This window comes from Formosa bonchosmolovskayae (assembly GCF_051016085.1).
Taxonomy (GTDB): domain Bacteria; phylum Bacteroidota; class Bacteroidia; order Flavobacteriales; family Flavobacteriaceae; genus Formosa.
On the sequence record NZ_CP174605.1, the window covers coordinates 1,585,887 to 1,608,067 of the forward strand.

Consider the following 22,181-nt stretch of genomic DNA (forward strand, 5'->3'; position numbering starts at 1 on the left):
AATTTAACGATTACTAAGCAAAACATTACATCTTTAAATAGAAATCTTTGGTAAGCTTAATGTAGTCTTCGGTATAGATATGGCGTTCAGTTTCAATAATAAGTTCGCTTGTTTCGAGCTCAGTTTTTACGAATGATAACTGTATTAAACTGCGTTTTAGTTCGGAATCGGGATGACCTTTTACTTGTAATATCCTATTTGGAAACAAGTTTACTTTAGAAGCTAAGGCAATAATATTTGATTCTTCTTTAAATGGGACAATTAAGCAAAAAGTACCATGTTCCGATAATAATTTTGAGGCGCTTTCTATTAAATGATCAAAGGGCAACGCTTCTGTAAAACGTGCGACATCCCGTTGCTCATTATTTGTTTTATAATCTTCAGAATAGAACGGCGGATTTGAGATAATAAGATCATATTCGTCTTCAATTTCATCTACAAATTCTTCTAAGGAAGCGTGATAGCAAAACAAGCGGTCTGCCCAAGGTGCATCTTCAAAATTTTCTACACATTGCTCGTATGCTGCATCATCAATTTCAATAGCATCAATAACTTCGGCACGGCTTCGTTGTGCTAACATTAAAGCAATAATTCCTGTTCCAGCACCAATATCGAGTACAGAAAATGGATGGTGGTCTAAGCTTGCCCAAGCTCCAAGTAATACGCCATCTGTACCAATTTTCATGGCACAACGGTCTTGGTTAATGGTGAATGCTTTGAATTTAAACGGTTTGCTCATAATAAGGTTGTAGTGTATCCTTCGGAACGTTTAGGTTGCCGAAGGATTTTTTATTAAGAATGAGATTTATTCTTCTAAATACAAATCAATTAAACCCTCAGGAGTTTCTACGAAAATGGTTTTGTTGGGCTTGTCTACTTTAGAGATAAACTCGTCGTTCATCGGAATTAATATTTCAATACCATCACGATCTATTTCAAAAAGCGCTTGTGCTGTAGAGTCGTTAATAGATTGTACAATACCTACTTTACCAAAATTTATATCTTCGACCGTGAATCCTATAATTTCGTGAAAATAGAATTTATTACCTTCTAATTCCGGTAAAAAACTAAGCGGTAAATATAAATCCGATTTCATTAAGGCATCTGCATCGGCTTCAGAATCTACATCTTCAAACTTAATACGTAACAATTCTGATTTGTGAAGTTGAGACGACTCAATAAAAAAGGGAACTAAATTATTTCGTAAATCTATAAAGACAGAGTCCATGTCTTCGAATAATTCAGGCTCGTCGGTGTCTAGTTTTATAAGTAATTCACCTTTAAAACTATATTTTTTTACAATCTTTCCAAGAAAGAAACAATCTTCTTTTTTCATAATATTTTAAATAAAAAAACCTGACAATGAATTGTCAGGTTTTAAAAGTATAAAAAATTAATTTTTTATTCCTCTTCGTTTGAAGTTTCTTCTGCAGGAGCAGCATTAGCAGCTTCTTCAGCAGCCTTAGCTTCTGCTTCAGCCTCAGCGGCAGCAGCAGTTCTTGCATCGTTAACAGCTTTTTCAGCATCTAAAGCTTTTGCTTTAGCGTCAGCCTCAGCTTTAGCTAAACCATCTTTTTTAGAATCAACTTTACCTGTTTTTTCTTCTAACCAAGCAGTAAATTTAGCTTCTGCTTGCTCTTCAGTTAAAGCGCCTTTTCTAACACCACCAGCAAGGTGATTTTTTAGCATTGCACCTTTGTAAGATAAAATAGCTTTTGCAGTATCTGTAGGTTGCGCACCGTTTTGTAACCAAGTTACAGCACCGTTTACATCTAATTCGATAGTTGCAGGGTTTGTGTTTGGATTGTAGATACCTAATTTTTCTAAGTATTTACCATCTCTTTTTGATCTTGCATCAGCTGCAACGATCCAGTAAAAAGGTTTCCCTTTTTTACCATGTCTTTGTAATCTAATTTTTACAGGCATAATAATTAATTATTTGAGGTTCTCGACCTCGGTTATTAATAAGGCTGCAAAGATACTATAAATTTTTTATTTTCAGGTACTTAATTTAAATGAATTGGTGAACTTAATTTACCTTATTTTTGAATTCTTAATTAAAAAGAATCTTGAAAGATGAAAACTTGGTTTACAGTATGTGTGTTGTGTTTAATGTTTATTGCTTGTGATGATAATGTAGAATTTAATCAACCTGCATTTCAGGCAAATATAGAAGATGTAGTTTGGCAAGGGAATACGTATGAGGCTTCAAGAGTGTCTAATGTTTTAACTGTGTTGGCAACGCTTAATGGAGAAAAAATAAAACTAGAAGTGCCTTTCGAAGTTGGTGTAGATACATTAGGAGCGGGTAGAACATCTAACGCTACTTTTACAAATGTAAACGGCACAGAGTTTTCTACATTATTTAGTGCTGTAAACGAGCCTACGGTGTATTATTCTGATGGCCTTGTAAGTGTATCGGAAATTAATAGTGTAGAAGGCTATGTTAGTGGCGAGTTCTGGTTTATTGGTTATGATAACAATGGCCTAGAAAAGGTTAATGTAACTCAAGGTGTGTTTTTTAAAGTGCCTCTTGTAACAGAATAGATTTATATAAAATTTAGGATAATACTAAGCAACACAAAGTGTTGCTTTTTTTTGTTTATAAAAGGTTGTTAAGAGCGGTCGAAAACCCCTTAATAATTCTTACTTTTAACCTCCCAATTTTTTTAGCACAACAGATTTTATGTACTTAATATTCGATACCGAAACAACAGGTTTACCAAAGCGTTGGGATGCTCCCATTAGCGATACAGATAACTGGCCAAGATGTATACAAATAGCATGGCAATTACACGATGAGCTTGGAAATTGTATCGAGCATCAAGACTATTTAGTAAAACCAGAAGGCTTTAATATCCCTTATGATGCTGAAAAAATTCACGGAATCTCTACAGAGCTAGCCGAAGAACAAGGAATTTCGTTAGCAGAGGTTTTAGAGAAATTTAATATTGCGCTTAACAAAACCAAGTTTGTTGTTGGACAAAACGTAGGATTCGACCTTAATATTATGGGGGCAGAATTCTTTAGAGAAGGTGTTGCAAATCAACTGCAAGAGCTTCCTGTTTTAGATACCTGTACGGAATTAACAGCTAAACTCTGTGAGATTCCTGGTGGACGTGGAGGCCGATTTAAATTACCAACCTTAACAGAGTTACATCAGTTTTTATTTAATACACCTTTTGGTGAAGCGCATAATGCAACGGCCGATGTAGAGGCCACGACACGTTGTTTCTTTGAATTGATAAGACGAAAAGAATTTAGTGTAGAGGCTTTAGACGTTCAGCCAGATTATTTCGAGCGTTTTAATAAAGCAAATCCGCAAGAAATTCAGTTGATTGGTTTAAAACACATCAACTTAAAAAAAGCAAGTGCGAAGATTAATGAGCGCTTACAAAAAGCACAAGCAACAGATCTTTCTGCGGCCGAAATCAAACAAAATATTTCAGAGTTATCAGATGCTAATTTCGCGCATTTACATAACCATACACAATTATCAATTTTACAATCTACCATAAGTATTCCGAATTTGGTAGCGGCAGCGGCTAAACAGAATATGATTGGTGTCGCACTTACCGACCATGCGAATATGATGGGGGCTTTTCACTTTGTAAGAGCTGTTATTAACCATAATAAAGGTGTTCAAGCTAAAAATGAGGAGGCTATTGCAGCAGGAAAAGAGCCCACATTAAACGAAATGAAACCTATTTTAGGGTGTGAGTTTTTTGTTTGTGAAAATCATTTAGATAAAACAAGAAAAGATAATGGCTACCAAATAGTCATTATAGCAAAAAATAAAAACGGGTATCATAATTTAGCAAAATTGTCGTCTGCCGCCTTTACAGATGGATTTTATTATGTGCCTAGAATCGATAAAAAACTGATAGAACAGTATAAGGAAGACCTTATTGTTTTAACAGGAAACCTTTATGGGGAAGTACCAAGTAAAGTTCTAAATGTTGGAGAAAATCAGGCTGAAGAAGCCTTGATTTGGTGGAAAGAACAATTTGGAGACGATTTATATATCGAGTTAATGCGTCATAATCAGGAGGATGAAAATCGTGTGAATCCTGTTTTGATTGCATTTGCGAAGAAGCATGACGTTAAATTAGTAGCTACAAATAATACCTATTATGTAGATAAACAAGATGCCAATGCTCACGATGTTTTGTTATGTGTGCGTGATGGGGAAAAACAGGCGACTCCAATAGGTCGCGGACGAGGTTACCGATATGGTATGCCTAATCAGGAATATTATTTTAAGTCTTCGGAAGAAATGAAGGCGCTTTTTAAAGATATTCCAGAAGCTATAACAAATATACAAGGACTAGTCGATAAGATTGAAATTTACGAATTAGCCCGAAATGTATTATTACCTAAGTTCGATATTCCTGAAAAATTCCAGCATGCAGAAGATGAGATTGATGGCGGAAAACGTGGGGAAAATGCCTTTTTAAGAGATATAACGTATAAAGGCGCTAAGATTCGGTATGGAGAAGACCTCTCTCCCGAAGTTATCGAACGTCTAGATTTCGAGCTTTCGGTTATTGAAAAAACAGGGTATCCTGGGTATTTCTTAATTGTAGAAGATTTTATCCGCGAGGCCAGAAAAATGGATGTTTCTGTAGGTCCTGGTCGTGGATCTGCAGCCGGATCTGTAGTCGCGTATTGTCTGTGGATTACAAATATCGATCCGATGTTGTACAATCTGCTTTTCGAGCGTTTCTTGAATCCGGATCGTGTGAGTATGCCTGATATCGATATTGACTTTGATGATGAAGGTCGAAGTCGCGTTATGGATTATGTTATCGAAAAATACGGAAGTAATCAGGTTGCGCAAATTATCACCTACGGAACAATGGCCGCCAAGTCTTCTATCCGAGATACCGCTCGTGTACTCGATTTGCCACTTTTTGAAGCCGATAGAATTGCCAAACTAATCCCAAACATGTCTAAGCTGAATAAAATATTCGGACTTGATGAAAAAGGGTTAAAAGAAAAATTTAGAGCAGAAGATTTAGAGAAAGTTAATGAACTTATAGGACTTGCAGATGGTAATAATCTTGAGGCCGAAACATTAAATTTAGCTCGTCGTTTAGAAGGTTCTGTAAGGAATACAGGGATTCATGCCTGTGGTGTAATTATCACACCAGACGATATTACCAAGTTCGTTCCGGTGTCTTTGGCTAAAGATTCCAACTTGTACGTCACACAGTTCGACAACTCTGTTGTGGAAGATGCGGGGTTACTAAAAATGGACTTCTTGGGGTTAAAAACGTTGACCCTTATTAAAGACACGGTAAAAATTGTAAAAGCTAAGCATGGCATACAATTAGACCCAGAGAATTTTCCTCTAGATGATATAAAAACATACGAGTTATTCCAGCGCGGAGAAACAGTTGGGGTATTCCAATATGAATCTCCTGGAATGCAAAAACACATGCAGTCGTTAAAGCCTACCGTTTTTGATGACCTTATTGCCATGAACGCCTTGTATAGACCAGGTCCAATGGAATATATCCCGAGCTTTATTGCACGTAAGCACGGGGATGAAGAGATTGAGTACGATTTACCAGCGATGGAAGAGTACTTAAAGGAAACCTACGGAATTACGGTATACCAAGAGCAAGTAATGCTTTTATCGCAAAAGTTGGCAGATTTCACCAAGGGTGAAGCCGATGTCTTGCGTAAGGCTATGGGTAAAAAGCAAATTGCTGTACTGGATAAAATGAAACCTAAATTCATTGATCAAGCGAGTGCAAAAGGTCACGATCCTAAAAAATTAGAGAAGATTTGGAAAGACTGGGAAGCCTTTGCAAGTTATGCCTTTAACAAATCCCACTCGACCTGTTATGCTTGGATTGCTTATCAGACTGCCTATTTAAAAGCGCATTATCCTGCCGAGTATATGGCCGCTGTATTATCGAATAACATGAACGATATTAAGCAGGTTACGTTTTTTATGGAAGAATGTAAGCGTATGAAATTGGATGTACTCGGGCCGGATGTAAATGAGTCGTTTTACAAGTTTTCGGTAAACGACGATTATGCTGTGCGTTTTGGTATGGGAGCTGTTAAAGGTGTAGGACATGGTGCCGTAATGACTATAGTAGCGAACAGAGAGAAAGACGGACATTATAAATCAATTTTCGATTTGGCTAAACGTATCGATTTGCGAGCAGCCAATAAAAAAGCATTCGAGAATCTTGCATTAGCGGGAGGATTTGATTGTTTTACAGATACACACCGTGCTCAGTATTTTCAAGACGAAGGCGATGGTATCACATTTTTAGAAAAAGCAGTTAAATACGGAAACAAGCATCAGGAAAATGAAAATTCTGCGCAAGTAAGTTTGTTTGGAGAAGCGAGTGATGTGCAGATAGAAGAACCTTTAGTGCCACCAGCAGAAGAATGGGGAACTATGGAAAAGCTAGCTCGAGAGAAAGAGGTTGTTGGTATTTATATTTCAGGACATCCGCTAGACGATTTTAAAATTGAAATGAAGAATTTCTGCAACGCAAATTTAAGCATGCTTAGAAATTTAGAAGCGTGTTTAAATGCCGAGCTTACCTTTGGAGGAGTGATTACAGATGTGCAACACCGGGTGAGTAAAATGGGAAAAGGATGGGCATTATTTACTATAGACGATTATAACGACAGTTTTGAGTTCAGGATCTTTGGTGAAGATTATTTGAAATTCAGACACTTTTTTGTGGTGAATAGTTTTGTGCATGTTAAGGTGTTTGTACGAGAAGGTTGGGTAAATAAAGATACTGGAAAGAAAAGTGAACCTAGAATCCAATTTAATAGTTTTCAGTTGTTGCATGATGTTATGGATCAATATGCTAAGAAATTATCTGTCCAGCTAAATATTGCTAACCTAACAGAAACTAAAGTGAGCGATTTAAAACATTTATTCGATACACATGTGGGGACAAAACTGTTGAATTTCCTTGTTTACGATCAAGAAGATAAAGTAAAGCTTCCTATGGTTAGTAGAACTCAGAAAATTACAATTTCTCAAGAATTGTTGCATGCTCTAGATGAACAAGAGGTGTATTATAAATTAAATTAATGCAGCAGAATTATAAATAATCAATTTCCTTAATTTGGTAATAAAGAAAACAAATGGGTGACGTGTAAGGTTTAGGAAATTTTTTGACTAATTTTGTACAATAACAAGAAGTAAAACTTTTAAAATATAATATAATGGCATTAGAAATAACAGACGCGAATTTTGAAGAAACTGTTTTAAAAAGTGACAAACCTGTAGTGGTTGATTTTTGGGCAGCTTGGTGTGGACCTTGCCGTATGGTAGGACCAATCATTGATGAAATTAGTACAGAATACGAAGGTAAAGCTGTAGTAGGTAAAGTAGATGTTGATGCAAATCAAGACTTTGCTTCTAAATATGGTGTGCGTAATATCCCAACTGTTTTAGTATTTCAAAACGGAGAAGTGGTAGAACGTCAAGTAGGTGTAGCGCCTAAAAAATCGTATACAGATGCTATCGATAAGCTTTTGTAATCGTATTTAAAACATATAATGTATTAAAAGGTTTGGCGTGATGCCAAACCTTTTTTATTTTTAGAAGGTATTAAAAGCAATTCATGGATTTAAAAGAAGAGTTACAGCATGTTGGCGGATTTGTTAATCTGGAATTGTTGGCTAAGCAAGTTGTTGAAGGCTTTATTGCAGGAATGCATAAAAGTCCGTTTCATGGGTTTTCGGCAGAATTTGCCGAACATAAAATTTATAATCAAGGGGAAAGTACAAAGCACATCGATTGGAAGTTGTTTGCTAAAACCGATAAATTATATACCAAACGTTACGACGAAGAAACCAATTTACGATGTCATCTTATTATAGACAATAGTAGCTCTATGCATTATCCAGAAATGCAGAAATTTTCTTTGCATCATCTTAATAAAATTTCATTCTCGGCCTTAGCATCAGCATCAATTATGCATATGCTAAAACGGCAACGCGATGCAGTAGGTTTAAGTGTATATAGCGATACTTACGAGTATTATGCGCCAGAGAAGGGGAGTGATAGGCATCGGCATATGTTAACTAAGGAATTAGAACGTGTGGTAGTATCAATGCCTCAAGCAAAAACTACCGATACCTATACGTATTTGCATCATATCACAGAAAATTTACATAAACGATCTTTGGTGATTTTGTTCACAGATATGTTTCAAGAATCGGCAAAGGATGATCAATTGTTTGAAGCGCTTCGTCATTTAAAATATAATAAACACGAGGTGGTATTGTTTCATGTATTCGATAAGGATAAAGAGATGCATTTTAATTTCGATAATACACCCAAGCGCTTTTTAGATGTCGAAACAGGATCTTACTTAAATGTATATGCAGACACGATTAAAGCAAACTATGAGACCGAAATTTTGAAGTATTTTGAAGCTTTAAAACTAAAATGTGCCCAATACAAAATTAAATATGTCGAAGCCGATATAAATAGTAGTTTCGATAATATACTGACTACCTTTATGGTAGAGCGTTCTAAGTTTTTATAAAACTAAAGCGTGATAAAAAAGTTTAATTTTTGTTTGTGTATTTCAAAAAGGAGTGTATATTTGCACTCGCAATAACGCAACGGTCTGGTAGTTCAGCTGGTTAGAATACCTGCCTGTCACGCAGGGGGTCGCGGGTTCGAATCCCGTCCAGACCGCAATATTGCTAAAAGCCTCAAGCAATTGAGGTTTTTTTTTGCAGTAAATAGTAGTTGTGTTGTTAGATAAATGTAATGTTTATCTAGGTTTAAGTTGTTAAACCAATGAAAGGCTTTCCTTTTTTCAAACTTGAAAATTGGGATGCTTTTTTATTTTAAGACCATTTTGTTTTTATGTTGCGTTTCCTTGGATCATTCCTGATAATCGTATTTATGCAAATAGTGTGCTTAATCCACAAAGATAGACTGACTCAATTTTGATACATCTAAACTATTCTTATATAACTTTAAAATTAGATAATTCCACATTTTCTGTTCCCTAGATCAGCCAAACCTCCTAGAAAGACATGACGTTTTATGGTTTTATATAACATGCAGAAGAGAAGTTAAGAGATTAAACCCTAATTTGTTATAACAATTATGAATTTACACCGCAACATGTTTAGTCGTAATTAATTGATTTGCATAATGTTATAGGTGTTAGTTTTTAATTATTTATTTAAATAATAAAATTTTTTAGTAATTATAGTTGTAATATAAAAAAGGGGTGTATATTTGCACTCGCAATAACGCAACGGTCTGGTAGTTCAGCTGGTTAGAATACCTGCCTGTCACGCAGGGGGTCGCGGGTTCGAATCCCGTCCAGACCGCAATATTGCTAAAAGCCTCAAGCAATTGGGGCTTTTTTTATGCAATACACGGTAGTTGTGTTGTTAGATAAACCTAGTGTTTGTCTAAGGTTTAAGTTGTTAAACCAATGAAAGGCTTTCCTTTTTTCAGACTTGAAAATCGGGATGCTTTTTTATTTTATAGACTTTTTACATTCACTATGCTATGATTTAGGAGTTCTTTTTCGCTATCATTTCTAATACTTAAAACAAATTACGGTCGTTTATTTTATCGAGATGTGCTACACTACAATTGAAGTATTAGGCTAAAAACAATAATTTTGATATGCTTATCGTACCACAAAAGATATATTTGTATTTTAAAACCATAGTTTTTTAATATTTTGGGACTTATTCCTTTAGAAATGATTCGTTTACCGTAGATGTTGGTTTTTAATTATTTGTGGAAATCTGTGGTTCAGTAATTTAAATTTATAATGAAGAATAAATATACAGTAGGAAGTTTATATGCAGGTGTTGGCGGTATTTGTTTAGGATTTAAAAATGCGGGTTTCGATTTGGCTTGGGCCAACGAATTTGATAAAAATGCTTGTATTACGTATCGGAAAAATTTTAATCATAACTTGGTTGAAGGTGATGTGATGGATATTGAAATTTCTAATCTAGAAAATGTAGATGTCTTAACAGCCGGTTTTCCTTGTCAGCCATTTTCTGTAGCAGGCCATAGGCAAGGGTTTGAAGATAAGCGTGGTAATCATTTCTTTAAAATTTTAGATTTTATCGATACCATGAGACCTAAAGTGGTGTTCCTAGAGAACGTTAAAAACCTAGTGGGACATGATAAGGGAAATACATTTAAAGTTATAAAAGAAGAAATTTTAAAACGCGATTATACTTTCAGTTCTAAAGTTTTAAATACCAAAGATTATGGTAATGTCCCACATAATCGGGAACGTATTTTTATAGTCGCTTTCGATAAGCAGTTGCTTAACGATCCCGATTTTAATTACAGTTTTCCTGAAAAAGAACAGTTAAGTAAAGGGGTGAAAGACCTATTAATTAAGGAGAAAGTAGACGATAAATTTTATTACGGAAAGGATAAATACATGTATGACATGCTTAGTGAAAGCATGCTTAGAGACGATACAGTGTATCAGTTTAGAAGACAATATGTAAGAGAGAATAAATCTAATGTATGTCCTACGCTAACGGCCAATATGGGTACCGGCGGACATAACGTACCATTAGTTAAAACAAAGTTCGGTTTTCGGAAACTAACTCCTCGAGAATGTTTCAGATTTCAAGGTTTTCCAGAGTCTTTTAAGCTACCAGAAATAGCAAATTCACATTTATATAAACAATCCGGAAATTCTGTTAGTATGCCAGTTATTTCTAAATTAGCTGTGTGTATTAAAGATATTTTAGATGGTGTAACTCTAATTCAACTAAAACAGCATTAGAATCGTCGAGCAATTGATTTTGAAATTATAATGCTTTTAGAATCTCAGTTAAACATGTCATCTCTTTAAGGTTCCCTGCCTGGATGTAATAATTATCTGCATCCATTTTTATTTTGCCATTTAGAAATGCGTGTTGCGGAAGAATATATTTATTTTCAATTAAACATTTTAAAGTTGCTAAGCTGCTCCAACCAGCAATGTCGTAGTACCAGTTTTTAGAATTTACTAGGTTCCATAATAGCGCTTTGTCGGTATGTTTTATGAAGAAGCAGTTTGTATTTGGTTGTATTCTAACCAGTATAAAATAATCGTAGTACGCTGTGAGATTTGGATCTTTACTATTAGGAATGTATGTTCCGTCCTTATCCCAATCTTTAGTTTCGAGAAGTAATAAGTTAGAATAATACGCAGCAGATTTAATACTTATCTTTTTCCCTTTGCAGATAATATCTGCATCATCCCAACGTCCTTTGCCGTAAATTTCAAAATCGAGTGGCTTGCAAATTAAATCTTTGTCTTTAAGGTAATAGTAAGCCATACATTCGGCTAGCTTCCCTTGAAGCGTGTTTTTAAAAATATCTTTTTCTGTTCGTTTTAGTCGACCTCCAGTTCGGTGGTTTCGGTGATGACCTTTTCCAAAAGCCATATTAAATGCAAATTCGAAACAATTCTTAAGCGTATCGTCAGGTATGGCTGTACCCACGAATTGTTTTTTATTGTTAATAAAATAAGAATGACCTGATTTTTTAAGTTTCATTATTTTTTAGCCTTAATAATGATGCATCTTAAATTTACAGAATTTTATAATAAGTTGCAATTAATTTACTTATTATCAGTTGTTTGTGTTTTGGTTTTTACTTATTAAGGAATATGTTTATGAAATATAATACGTCTTCGAGATGTTTCGACTATAATATAAATTTGAAGGATTTCTGAATTTAAAAGACTAATCTGAGGTCTAGATATATTCCATTTTCTGAGAGGAAAGGTGCAAACATGCCAATATAACCCTAAGGCCATTCAAACTAGGAAAGGGTTATAAATGCTGTAAATGTTCGAACTATTATAGCGTTATTACAAAGTTTGTAGTGAACTCCAATTGAACATAGTGCATAAACTGCGTTTGTTGCAAAGGCGCTTCATTCCAAGTATTATAATTGCTAGCTTAGTAAACGCTATGTTATTATTGATTCAGACTATTAAAAGAAAATAGAGGTTACAGCAACTGCTGCAATTAAGAGCAATAATAGTATGAATACAAAAAGAGAAGTTCGTTTTGTGATTTTATCTTTTTGAAAAATATAATTCCGAGTAGGATTTTCTTTATCCTTTACAAACTCGGTATCTTGATCGTGACCTAGGTCTTTTTTTGTGTTTGGTTTCATTTTTTTCAGTTTTAATACGTTTAAAATTACAAAGAACTAAAGCTGTACTTTAGCTTAAACGCATTAAATAGTAATGCAATAGATTACTAACGTGAAACTCACAAAACTAACTCTTCGAACAATCGCTGTGCTGTTTTTTCTAAATCATGGCACATGCCAGGGTGAGGTCTGGAGGTTTGAACGGCCGAGCTTCTTATTGCTGTAAGCCATCTAAATCGTGACGGAATATCCATTAAGGCGATAGGGCCTCCATCTGAAGTTCCGTTGGCAGTACAGGTAAAAGCCATCATGTTTTTTTGAAGCTGATCAATGTCAAAATCATCTGAAAAGCACTTTATTTTTTCAGTTGGAATGGTGTGTAATACCGTAATAAATTTGGCTTGTTTACTAAATAAGATGATACCAATATTTATAAATTCTTCGCGTTCTAATTTTGGAACCACGCGAATTATAGCATATTCGTATAGTTTAAGATCTTGCATGTTCAATTTCATTTACAAAGAGTTCAGAATGGGCGAGGCGTGTGTTTAAAAAATTGAAATAGACGTCACGAATGTCGTTAGGAGAATCGTTTACATCTTCCCATTGCAACCATTCGTCTGGGATGGTATCTACAATGTCTTTTAATATTTCTGGTGTTAAAAGGGCTTTAAATTCCGTGTCGACAGCTTTAATTTTCGAAGCCTGAGGTAAGAGCACATGGTCTTTAATAAGTTTAAACGGACTCTTAGCCGATTGCTCCCAATTGCTCCATGAATGATGAAAATATAAACACGCACCATGATCTATTAACCACAGTTCTTTATGCCACATCAGCATATTAGTGTTTTTAAATGTGCGATCTACATTCGTTATAAACGCATCTAACCACACAATTTTGGAAGCTAAAGTGTCGTCTACCGTTGTCACGGCAGGATCGAAGGTTATGGCGCCAGATAAAAAATGTAAAGCGAGGTTTAAACCTTGACTGCCTTGAAGTAAATCCTGAATTTCTTCATCGGCTTCTGTGCGTCCAAAAGCTTCGTCTAAATGAGCAAAAACCAATTCTGGTAATTGTAAATGTAAAGCCTTAGCAACCTGACCACCTATAAGTTCGGCTATTAATGCTTTGGTGCCATGTCCTGCTCCTTTAAATTTTAAAACATATTTAAAATCGTCGTCAGCTTCGGCCAAAGCAGGTAGCGATCCGCCTTCTCGTAAGGGCATCATGTACCGCGTTACGTTTACGTGTCTTAATTCAAAATTCTGTGTCATACTTAAAAACTAGATCGCAAATTTAGTAATAAGTTACACGCTTTGGCTTATAAGTTTAGGTAAAATGTAGGGTGACTAAATGTTTAGAACGGATAGCCGATACCGAAATTAAAGGTAGTTTCTTCGTATTGAAAATCGTAACGTTCGCCTTCTTTTAAAGTTGGGTCGTGCACTGGAGCAGCAAAATCGAAACGGATTACAAACCCTTGAACATCGACGCGTAAACCAACGCCAACACCAATCCCTAATTGCGACATAAAATCTGAGCTAAATTTTCCGCCTGGTAAGGCTTCATTTTCTTTAGAATTCCATACGTTTCCGGCATCTGCAAATAAGGCACCTTTAAAAAAGGAAAAAAGCGGAAAACGATATTCTACATTGGCCTCTAGTCTAATATTCCCCGTCTGATCTACAAAGTTGTTATAAGAACCGTCTTCGGTACCTTCGTAAGTTCCTGGTCCTAAAGAGCGAATACTAAAGGCTCTTACACTATTTGGCCCTCCTGAATAGTATTGCTTTATATAAGGCATTAAATCGGAATTTCCATAAGGCATTCCGTATCCTGCAAAGAGGCGAGTGGCAATTTTTTGATCACTATTAAAATTAAAATGATATCTAAAATCAACATCAAGTTTCGCATATTGAGCGTATTCTAAACCTAAAAATGTTTTGGTTCGGGTATCTGTATTGTTTTTTCCAAATAAACTAACCACATTTCCGGCAATATCAACTGTAGTGTTGGCGTAAATTTGATGCTTCTTATTAACGTCTACCATCTCGTTATATGTAAACGAATAATTTAAACCAGCTATAAATTCTTGATCGAAACTTTGCTGTAAAAACGGATTGTCTTCTAGAATTTCGTCAAATTCGGGCGTGGTTTTAATTAGGTTGTTGTAATTGATAGAAATCGGATTTAACTCATGAGTTGTATACCGATTCTCGTTCCATAAATATCCAAATTCGGCTGTCCCAGAGAGTAATCTGTATAAGTCTGATCGGTTTAAATAATCGATACCTAAGCTAGTTTTTGTTTTAGGAATGGAATAATCGAAAAAAGTGTCGCTAATTTTAAATGGGAATAGTACTTTAGGAAACAGTACTTCTCCTTTTACTCCTATTGAAGTACTACTAGCACTTGGGTTATTGTTACCGCCTCCCACTTGAAATTCGTAACCTAAACTTGTGCTCAGATTAAAAATTTCTCCTCCTTTAAATAAGTTTCTATTGCTATAGGAGAATTCTAAGGCGGGACCAGCAAAACTATTAGATTTTGTCACGGCCTGTAATTCTGCTTTTAATGCGCGTTTGTTTAAAGGTGATAGATATATATTGGCATGTAAAACAGCTGTGGAGTCTGTTAATAAAGAATCCATTTCTTGATACTGAATGTTTACATATTTATAAGTCCCTATGGTTGAAAGGCGTCTTGCAGTATTTCTAGATTCTTGCGGATTATAATAATCGCCTTCTTTAAGTGTAATAAACGGGTCTAAGTTTTCAGGATTAAAATACGATTCTGTTTCTATAAAGTTTTTATTATTAAATCGAATGGTGTCGTTGGTAGCGGCACTGTTTTCTATATCGTAATCGGAATAGATATTAATTTTTTCTACTCTGTAGGGTACTAGCGATTTTTTAGGAACTGCGTTTTTTAGTCTTAAATATAAATCGAATTGTCTTGAGGTATATCGTGTAGTGTCGGCTTCGAATATTAAGAAATCTGGGTTGAAATTATAATACCCTTTACTTTTTAAGTCGTTATCTATACGTTGGCGTTCGGTTTTTAAAAAGGCTAAATCAAATCGTAATCCTTTTTTAAATTGAGTTGTGTTTATACTACTTTCAATATCTGTGTAAATAGGTTCTTGTATAGAATCTAATTGATAAGATGCCAAAGTATAAGGTTGTTTTATGGAAACCGTATAAAGCGCTTCTCCTGTTTTATCTTCTACATTCTTTTCTAGTGTTGAAGCCGAGTTGCTGTAAAAGAAACCGTGGTTTTCTAATCTGTTTACTATAATATCGTCTACCTCGTAGGTTTTAACATCAGAGACATAAACAGGTTCTTCTCCGATTTTCTTATAAAGCCAATTGTTTATAAATCCAGGCTTTTCGCGTTGTGTTTTATAGTAATAATATAGTCCAGGATAGATTCCTAAAAATTTAGAGTTTGGTTCTGGTCTAAGTATGTTTTCTAATTCAGATTTAAGTTGATCTTCCTGCTCTAATATAGAATCTGTTTCTATAGCGATTTTACCACCGGTATATAGCAGTTCGTCTTCAGGAATATGTTTTTGTATGCTACACGATTGAGATACTAAAACTAACAAGAGCAGTGCAAAAGATAGTGGTCTATTCCATTGGGATAAACCGTTATTGCTTCTATGTAACGATATATATTTAATCACTATTCTTTTCTTTTAGTTTTTCTTCTTCTTCTTTTTTCTTTTCTTTAGCGAGCTCTTTTTCTTTTCGAAATAAGGCATCCCATAACTCCTGAAATTCGTTAAATTCTTGAGTGAATATTAGTGCTAGGCCACTTACAATAGTTTGTCCATCAATTACAGATTCATATTCATTTTTCTGAAAAGCTTTAAGGCGATATTTTCCAGACGGTGTAATTAAATATTCTAAACTAACATCTCCGATTAAAGGCGATTCTTCTCCGGTAGGATCGCTACCTTCAATATCTACAGCACTACCAACACGAACAATAACACGGTCGTTAAATAGTTTCTTTTGAGCGGCAATATCTAACTGTGTGCGCTGTTCCGAAGAGTCGCCTTGATAGTCTGTAAAGCTATTTAATCCGAAATCTAACTCTAAGCCAGAATTCCCCATAAGTTTGTCGGAGAACATATTTAGCTGGTCGGATAAGGCATCGTTTAAATTGTCTCTCGCAATAGAGGCGAAACCACCGCTACTACCATCGCTACCTGATTCTGGATAAAAACGATTCATGACTAATAGTGAAAACACCTGTCTGTTTAATTCCCCTTCTTGCTGATTTACTTGTTGAATGGTTCCGTAAACTTGTCCGCTAATGGCGCCGCGTTCACTCTCGGGCATATCCAAACTGAATGAAATTTTAGGATGTAAAAGTTCCTCTTTTATATTTAAATACACTTCAAAAGGTAGCACTTGTTTGTATTTATTTTGAGTCGTTGGGTCCGATCCTGATACTTGGGAAGCCATTAACGAAGAGGCCGATGTTTCTATATTATATAGCGCCTTAACATCTAATGTGGCGTCTAATGGATTTCCTGACCATGAAATTCTACTACCCGAAACTAACTCGAATTTACGATTAACAACCTCGTATAAACTCATTTCATAATGCCCGCCAGAAACGGTATATACTCCGGATAAATTCATGCGACCATTGGTGTCCATGGTAAAAACAAAATCCCCATTTCCGGAGGTCTGAAAATTATCTCCAGTAGATTCGTCTAAAACCAGTGTAATAACCGCATCATTTGTAATAGACAGATTGGTTTGAAGATCGATGCCTGTTACTGTGGCTTGTTTTTCTTGAGTTCTGCTTAAAATGGCATCTGGATTATCGCGATTAACAAAAACAACAACCCCGTCGCGTTCTTCAATATTCACGGCCGAAGACGGTAATACATAGGTTACGTTTGTTCTTGGGGTAACGGCTACATCCATTTTAACTATAGGTACATTTAAATCGCCTTTAATGGTCCCATTGGCATTAAAAGAAAGGAAACCATAATACATATCGTTTTCTTCCTGGGTGGCATTAAGCACTTGGAAATCGTTCGCATTAATTGTTAAATCGAATGTTGGATTTATTAAGGACTCTGTGCCTACTTTTCCATCGAGAACAAAGGCACTATTGTCTTCATCTTTTATGGTGAAATTAGACATGCTAATGCCACTATTATCAATATTTAATGTTTCATTGGCTAGTACGAAAAAACTATTCAGTTTTGTAATTTTAAACTTTGAATCTTTAAAAACCAAATCTCCAGCATATTGTAAATCGTCTAGGGAACCATCAATTTTAAAATTCCCGCTAAAAGCACCAGAAGATTCTGCAAGTTCGCCAAGTGAAAGCCCTTCTATGGCCTTCATTTTAATTTCATTTATGGCGAAATCGACATCCAAATTGGTGTCGGTATCTAGAGCGGTGTATTCACCTACAATATCGATATCGGCATCACCGTCTTTGGTAGATAAATTAAATGTGTAATCGTTTTTGGTTTTAGAATCCCCTTTTAAAGTTAAGGTTCCGAAATTTGTATCGATTACATTGAGATTGTTTATCGAGATGTCGGCTATATATCCGCGATTTTCAAACGGACTTTGAACCGTAACGGCACCGTTTAGCTCACCTTGTGCTAATTCGTTGTCTGGATTTAAATATGCGAGAAAGTCTTCAATTTTAAAGTTTTCAAGATCTATGGTAATCTGATCTTTTCCATCGCTAGCCGCTGTTTTATTTAAAATAGAAACTGATTTGTTGGTGTTCGTAAATTTGAAATTTTTAAAATCTAAGAGTCCTGGGCTGTAGGTTATCGCATTGTCGTTTGGGATTTGCCAAGGAGCTTTATTTAGAATTAAGCTTTCCGGTAAGACGTGGATTATTAATTGATCGTCTTCCTTTTTAATGTTAGATTTTAACTGCATTAAAACGTCTTCCTGGTCGTAAGAAATCATGGTAAAGTCCATGGCATTATTAACCTGATTACCGCTAAAATTTGTTCGTTTTATATGTATTGGCCCGGCCAGAATGTTGTTGAATCCGAGATCGAAAATAAATTTTTCTTTATCTGTATTTAATGTAAATGCTAAGCTGTCAATTTCATTTCCAGAATAATTAATGTGAGGTGCTAATATCTTGGCGTTTAAAAGCTTTTCAGTCTGATTAAAATCTAAAGCAATATTTACCGTATCAATATTTGTTAAACTCGGTACAAATACATCGCTTATTATCGGGGAGTCGTTTAATGTTCCTCGCAATTCTAATTGTACAGGTTTTCCACTTGCAGTTCTTATTGAGTCTGTAGTCGTGTTTAGAGAATCTACGCTAAAGTAGCTAGAAATATGCTCGTTTAAAGCTTTGCTAAAAGTGGCGGGATTGGCATTAGAGGCTAACTCTAAACTTAGTAGTTTGTTGGTTACGCTTACAAAAGTAGAATCATTATCTACATGTGCTTCAGCATTAATATCGCCTAGTAAATAGGTGCTATTGTCAAAAACAATTGTACCGTTATTTATGTTGCTTTTTAGGTCGAATTCCTCTGCATTTCCTTTAAATTCTGCATGTAATTTAAGTCCAGCACGTATGTCTTTTTGCATCGCTCCAAGGGCTTGCAAGTCTATACCAATAATATTTAAATCGGCAGTGATTTCGGGAGATATACTATCTAGAACAACTTCGGTTTTTAAATCTATATTTATGTTTCTGTCTTTGTAAGCCGATTCAATTTGGCCTTTACCATTTTCAATATTTCCCGTTATAGGTAAGTTTACAATGTCGTAATTTTTTAGTCTAAAACTCGAAATCATAGCGTCTAAATTGGCATCCATATCGTTAATGGTTTTACCGCTTCCGCTAGCTTTAAGTGTGACACTTAGCGGACCTAAAGTTTCATTTTGTAACAGCTCCTGAAGTTGAAATTCTTTAATCTCTAAGTCCGATGTAAAAGCCAACCCATTATTATCTGTATAACTAGCTGTTAGATTAGCAAGACCTTGAGATGAGGTTAATTGCGCCTTGGTTTTTATATCATTTAAACTTCCGTTAACAGTTGCAGTAAGTACAATGCTATCGGGTAGATGTAATCCCAATTCCTTCTCGTTCACTAATTGTAGCAAATCAGATCTTCTGGTTTGGGCTTTTATAGGAGAAATGTTTAACACTAAATTATTCGGATCTGTGGCGTTCTTTATTAAGCCAGTGGCAGAAATGCTAGTCGTTTTTCCCCAATTTAAGATGGTTTTGTTTAAATTGATCGCCGATAAATAGCCTTTAGCATGTAATTGTCCAGTGATTAATTTTCTGCTTAAACTATCTACATACGGATTGGTCTTTAAATCTGGCTGAAAACGAAAAGCGTCATTAATATCTAATTGAATAACTGGTATTTGTAAGTCTAATTTTGAAGCTTCGGGCGCATTGGTTAAGGCAGAAATATTGGGATACTCCATACGAGATGCTCCGGCAATTTTGTTGTTATTAAGCGCAATATCTAATCCTGTGAGCTCTAGAAATCGATCTGTAATTTCAACCTGTAATTCTCCTTTTTTAAGATGTAATCCGGACCCTTCTTTAAAAGAAAAGGTTTCTAAATGTAAACCTGCAGTTTTATCTTTTAGGTATATATTTTCTGCATTTAAAACAAATTGGTCCAAGTATATGGCGTTGGCATTAAACGTATTTTTTACGGGTTGTGCATTATCAACGGCATAGGTAATACTATTGTTTTCTATGTCTATATTATCTAAATTTAAAACTAATTCTGGCCACTCCATAGGGGTGGTTGGATCCTGCGGATTGTCTTCTGTTTCAATCTTCGAGGTGCTACTCGTGGTTAAAAACGCAATTTCAGAATTTTTTAAGCCCAGATTTTCTATCGAATAATTTGTATTTGGCAGGTCTATAATTGTGTTTTCGATATAAAATTCAGAAATATTGGTATTAAAGTCTATACCGTCTTCGGCTGATACGTAATGGGCCTTGGTGTTTTCAATTTTAAAATCTTCGAAAAGTAAATATGGTAAAGTTGTAGCTGTTGTGTCTGCAGAAGGAGGCACGGGACTTTGAATGTAGTTAATTTCAGAATTAGAAATTAAAACCTCAGATGTTCTAAAATCCATTGCGTTTAGGTCGAAAGTATCAAACTCCAATTCAACCTGACCAATTTTAAATTTGCTATCAATTCCTAAAACGGCATCATTAAAAACGATATTAAAATCTTTTAAATGAATGTCGCCAACAATTATATTTAATGGTTCGCTAGCAACTTCAGGTTGCGGTTCTGGGGCTGGAGTTTCCGAAGCAAAAGCATCGATTAAAAACTGAAAGTTATAACCAGAAATGGAATCTTTTCTTACCACATTGGCACGCAATCCTTCCCAATCTAAATCTTCAAGACCTATACCTTTCCCAGTAATTGCCGGCCATAATGGTAAATCGGCTTCAAGCGATTTAGAGTAAATTAAAGTATCTCCTTTAGTATCTTCTAAATACAGTCCTTTTAATTTTATGTCTCCACCAAAAGTGATAAAAAGATTATCTATTTCGACTTTGGTTTTAGTTTTATCCGAGACAAAAGACGTTGCGTAATCTACTATAATATTTTGTCCCCACGGACTTCGTATAAAAAGTATGATGGAAAGAAAGAGGAGAAAAAAGACGATGAAAACAGTTCTTAAGATTTTAAAAATCTTAAGCCTGGTAGATGGTTTTGTTTTGATTTGTTGTTTTTCTTCCAAAGTAAAAGTTGAATAGGCGCAAAAATATTATAATTATTTCACTAAAATTAACTCAATCTCAATCAATATTGAACCAAAATTGAATCAAATGTAATCATTCTGAAAAGCTAATTTGATTAGTTATTAAAGATTTAAGATAATAAGTTTCTTGCTAAATTTTGATATCTTCGGTAAAATGGAACATTCTACAAACAAACCTTTTTAATAGATTAATTATGACCACAAATAATTTATACGATAATTTAGAATATAACGACGATAAGCCCGCAATTAGTGTACTTCTGCAAACAGCATTTAGTAAAGAGATTCGTATCTTATTAAAGAAAGGACAGTTAATGAAGGAGCACAAAGCACCAAAGCCTATAGTTGTTGAGGTCTTTGAAGGTGAAATTGATTTTGGAGTAGAAGGCCAAACGCATGCCTTAAAAAAAGGAGATATATTATCACTAGATTCTGATGTGCCTCACGATTTATTAGCTAAAGCAGACAGCATTGTGCGATTAACATTGTCTATTCAGGATACTGTAGATCGTGTAGAACAGGTAGTTGAATAGCTTCCTGATTTACAATTTAAACCATTAAATATTATGAAATAGACTGAGCACAAATTGGTTTTTACTCCAGTTAGAAGTGCTTTGTCTAAGAAATCCAAGGGTGCTTTTTAAATGAGGTGATATAATATAACCCACTCCAAAGTACGCACGATTTCTATCAAAAATATCTACTTGTATATTATTACCAATATCTTTTTGTCCGTTAATAAAGATTTCGTCGTATACAGAAACATACCAAGTTTTAGGAATTAATAGCCTGTTATTTAGTGGTACATCTATACTTAAAGCATATCTGAATCGGGTTCTAAAATCTTGATTTTGAACAATGCGTTGCTCAAATCTAAAACGATGTGCTAAGTAAAAACGGCTTCCGATTTTTTGTGGGATTCTGGCTTCTTGGTAAATTCTATTCTCATGGTTCTGAATAGCGCTAGAATCGTAATAGCTAGATTGAATATAGGCATATCCGGCCGTAAGTTTAAGTCTGCTGTTTTTTGGTGTATAATGCACACCTCCTCTTAAAAGCAATTGCTCTAAGTCGCCAGAAACATTCCAATTTCTATGTTGTATATCCCCTTGAAAACCCCATTGGCTATCGTTTAATTCTGTATTAAAGGCATACATAAACCAACTCCCCATTTTTTTATCGTTAAATTGAGAGTAAATGTTATTCGAAAAAAATAGGAGAAAAGCAATTAGGTAAAGTTTAGAAATACTAGGCATTTTAGAATGTCTTTTAG

The 22,181-nt window shown here is 35.0% G+C and carries 16 protein-coding genes and 2 tRNA genes; 8 read left to right on the forward strand and 10 right to left on the reverse strand.

From position 1 onward, the window contains the following. Positions 1-25 precede the first annotated feature (25 nt). From ACKC83_RS06650 to ACKC83_RS06660, 3 genes are all read right to left on the reverse strand, one after another. Positions 26-739 (reverse strand): tRNA1(Val) (adenine(37)-N6)-methyltransferase, encoded by a 714-nt coding sequence (locus tag ACKC83_RS06650; RefSeq protein WP_414035556.1) that lies wholly within the window; start codon positions 737-739, stop codon positions 26-28. A 66-nt stretch (positions 740-805) separates the two neighbouring features. Further along, entirely contained in the window at positions 806-1,336 is a 531-nt protein-coding gene (rimM, locus tag ACKC83_RS06655) for a ribosome maturation factor RimM (RefSeq protein WP_382380324.1), read from the reverse strand. Between the two features lie 65 nt (positions 1,337-1,401). Further along, positions 1,402-1,926, reverse strand: coding sequence for a 30S ribosomal protein S16 (locus tag ACKC83_RS06660; RefSeq protein ID WP_414035555.1), 525 nt, complete (start codon positions 1,924-1,926; stop codon positions 1,402-1,404). A 150-nt stretch (positions 1,927-2,076) separates the two neighbouring features. On the opposite strand from ACKC83_RS06660, the gene ACKC83_RS06665 reads away from it, so the two are divergent. The 7 genes from ACKC83_RS06665 (at position 2,077) to dcm (ending at position 10,784) form a co-directional block, all read left to right on the forward strand. Beyond that, positions 2,077-2,547 (forward strand): DUF6252 family protein, encoded by a 471-nt coding sequence (locus tag ACKC83_RS06665; protein WP_434037465.1) that lies wholly within the window; start codon positions 2,077-2,079, stop codon positions 2,545-2,547. Positions 2,548-2,686: 139 nt separating this feature from the next. Then, positions 2,687-7,075 carry a DNA polymerase III subunit alpha gene (dnaE, locus tag ACKC83_RS06670; RefSeq protein WP_434037466.1) on the forward strand — a complete coding sequence of 1,463 codons (4,389 nt, stop codon included), beginning with the start codon at positions 2,687-2,689 and terminating at the stop codon, positions 7,073-7,075. Between the two features lie 134 nt (positions 7,076-7,209). Further along, a complete protein-coding gene (gene trxA, locus ACKC83_RS06675) occupies positions 7,210-7,527 on the forward strand; it encodes a thioredoxin (protein ID WP_382380316.1) in 318 nt (105 codons plus the stop codon). A gap of 83 nt (positions 7,528-7,610) precedes the next feature. Beyond that, the gene (locus tag ACKC83_RS06680) at positions 7,611-8,540 is read left to right on the forward strand and encodes a DUF58 domain-containing protein (protein WP_434037467.1); all 930 of its coding nucleotides are present in this window, start codon (positions 7,611-7,613) and stop codon (positions 8,538-8,540) included. Between the two features lie 81 nt (positions 8,541-8,621). Continuing rightward, positions 8,622-8,695, forward strand: a tRNA-Asp gene (locus ACKC83_RS06685). A 576-nt stretch (positions 8,696-9,271) separates the two neighbouring features. Further along, positions 9,272-9,345, forward strand: a tRNA-Asp gene (locus ACKC83_RS06690). 455 nt (positions 9,346-9,800) lie between these two features. After that, positions 9,801-10,784, forward strand: coding sequence for a DNA (cytosine-5-)-methyltransferase (gene dcm, locus ACKC83_RS06695; RefSeq protein WP_434037468.1), 984 nt, complete (start codon positions 9,801-9,803; stop codon positions 10,782-10,784). A 25-nt stretch (positions 10,785-10,809) separates the two neighbouring features. Here the strand turns inward: dcm and ACKC83_RS06700 are convergent, their stop codons facing one another. From ACKC83_RS06700 to ACKC83_RS06725, 6 genes are all read right to left on the reverse strand, one after another. After that, positions 10,810-11,541 carry a hypothetical protein gene (locus ACKC83_RS06700; protein WP_434037469.1) on the reverse strand — a complete coding sequence of 244 codons (732 nt, stop codon included), beginning with the start codon at positions 11,539-11,541 and terminating at the stop codon, positions 10,810-10,812. 442 nt (positions 11,542-11,983) lie between these two features. Continuing rightward, entirely contained in the window at positions 11,984-12,169 is a 186-nt protein-coding gene (locus ACKC83_RS06705; protein ID WP_414035548.1) for a hypothetical protein, read from the reverse strand. 98 nt (positions 12,170-12,267) lie between these two features. Further along, a complete protein-coding gene (locus tag ACKC83_RS06710; protein ID WP_434037470.1) occupies positions 12,268-12,651 on the reverse strand; it encodes a DUF3037 domain-containing protein in 384 nt (127 codons plus the stop codon). Beyond that, positions 12,638-13,423, reverse strand: a complete 786-nt coding sequence (locus ACKC83_RS06715) for a HipA family kinase (protein WP_434037471.1) — start codon at positions 13,421-13,423, stop codon at positions 12,638-12,640. Before ACKC83_RS06715 ends, ACKC83_RS06710 begins: the two co-directional genes overlap by 14 nt. An 83-nt stretch (positions 13,424-13,506) precedes the next feature. Next, entirely contained in the window at positions 13,507-15,834 is a 2,328-nt protein-coding gene (locus ACKC83_RS06720; protein ID WP_434037472.1) for a BamA/TamA family outer membrane protein, read from the reverse strand. Then, entirely contained in the window at positions 15,827-20,887 is a 5,061-nt protein-coding gene (locus ACKC83_RS06725; protein ID WP_434037473.1) for a translocation/assembly module TamB domain-containing protein, read from the reverse strand. The genes ACKC83_RS06720 and ACKC83_RS06725 overlap by 8 nt, the downstream gene beginning before the upstream one ends. A 215-nt stretch (positions 20,888-21,102) precedes the next feature. Here ACKC83_RS06725 and ACKC83_RS06730 point away from each other — a divergent pair, with 215 nt between their 5' ends. Next, the gene (locus ACKC83_RS06730) at positions 21,103-21,441 is read left to right on the forward strand and encodes a cupin domain-containing protein (protein WP_414035544.1); all 339 of its coding nucleotides are present in this window, start codon (positions 21,103-21,105) and stop codon (positions 21,439-21,441) included. Positions 21,442-21,465: 24 nt separating this feature from the next. Here ACKC83_RS06730 and ACKC83_RS06735 read toward each other — a convergent pair whose 3' ends face one another. Then, positions 21,466-22,080 (reverse strand): DUF2490 domain-containing protein, encoded by a 615-nt coding sequence (locus tag ACKC83_RS06735; RefSeq protein ID WP_414035543.1) that lies wholly within the window; start codon positions 22,078-22,080, stop codon positions 21,466-21,468. Between the last annotated feature and the right edge of the window lie 101 nt (positions 22,081-22,181).

Bases quoted from the DNA above. Each gene is read 5' to 3' on its own strand.
- ACKC83_RS06710 (WP_434037470.1), bottom strand. From the start codon at position 12,651: ATGCAAGATCTTAAACTATACGAATATGCTATAATTCGCGTGGTTCCA.
- dnaE (WP_434037466.1), top strand. From the start codon at position 2,687: ATGTACTTAATATTCGATACCGAAACAACAGGTTTACCAAAGCGTTGG.
- ACKC83_RS06680 (WP_434037467.1), top strand. From the start codon at position 7,611: ATGGATTTAAAAGAAGAGTTACAGCATGTTGGCGGATTTGTTAATCTG.
- rimM (WP_382380324.1), bottom strand. From the start codon at position 1,336: ATGAAAAAAGAAGATTGTTTCTTTCTTGGAAAGATTGTAAAAAAATAT.
- ACKC83_RS06665 (WP_434037465.1), top strand. From the start codon at position 2,077: ATGAAAACTTGGTTTACAGTATGTGTGTTGTGTTTAATGTTTATTGCT.
- ACKC83_RS06735 (WP_414035543.1), bottom strand. From the start codon at position 22,080: ATGGGGAGTTGGTTTATGTATGCCTTTAATACAGAATTAAACGATAGC.
- ACKC83_RS06715 (WP_434037471.1), bottom strand. From the start codon at position 13,423: ATGACACAGAATTTTGAATTAAGACACGTAAACGTAACGCGGTACATG.
- dcm (WP_434037468.1), top strand. From the start codon at position 9,801: ATGAAGAATAAATATACAGTAGGAAGTTTATATGCAGGTGTTGGCGGT.
- ACKC83_RS06705 (WP_414035548.1), bottom strand. From the start codon at position 12,169: ATGAAACCAAACACAAAAAAAGACCTAGGTCACGATCAAGATACCGAG.
- ACKC83_RS06650 (WP_414035556.1), bottom strand. From the start codon at position 739: ATGAGCAAACCGTTTAAATTCAAAGCATTCACCATTAACCAAGACCGT.
- ACKC83_RS06730 (WP_414035544.1), top strand. From the start codon at position 21,103: ATGACCACAAATAATTTATACGATAATTTAGAATATAACGACGATAAG.
- ACKC83_RS06700 (WP_434037469.1), bottom strand. From the start codon at position 11,541: ATGAAACTTAAAAAATCAGGTCATTCTTATTTTATTAACAATAAAAAA.
- ACKC83_RS06660 (WP_414035555.1), bottom strand. From the start codon at position 1,926: ATGCCTGTAAAAATTAGATTACAAAGACATGGTAAAAAAGGGAAACCT.
- trxA (WP_382380316.1), top strand. From the start codon at position 7,210: ATGGCATTAGAAATAACAGACGCGAATTTTGAAGAAACTGTTTTAAAA.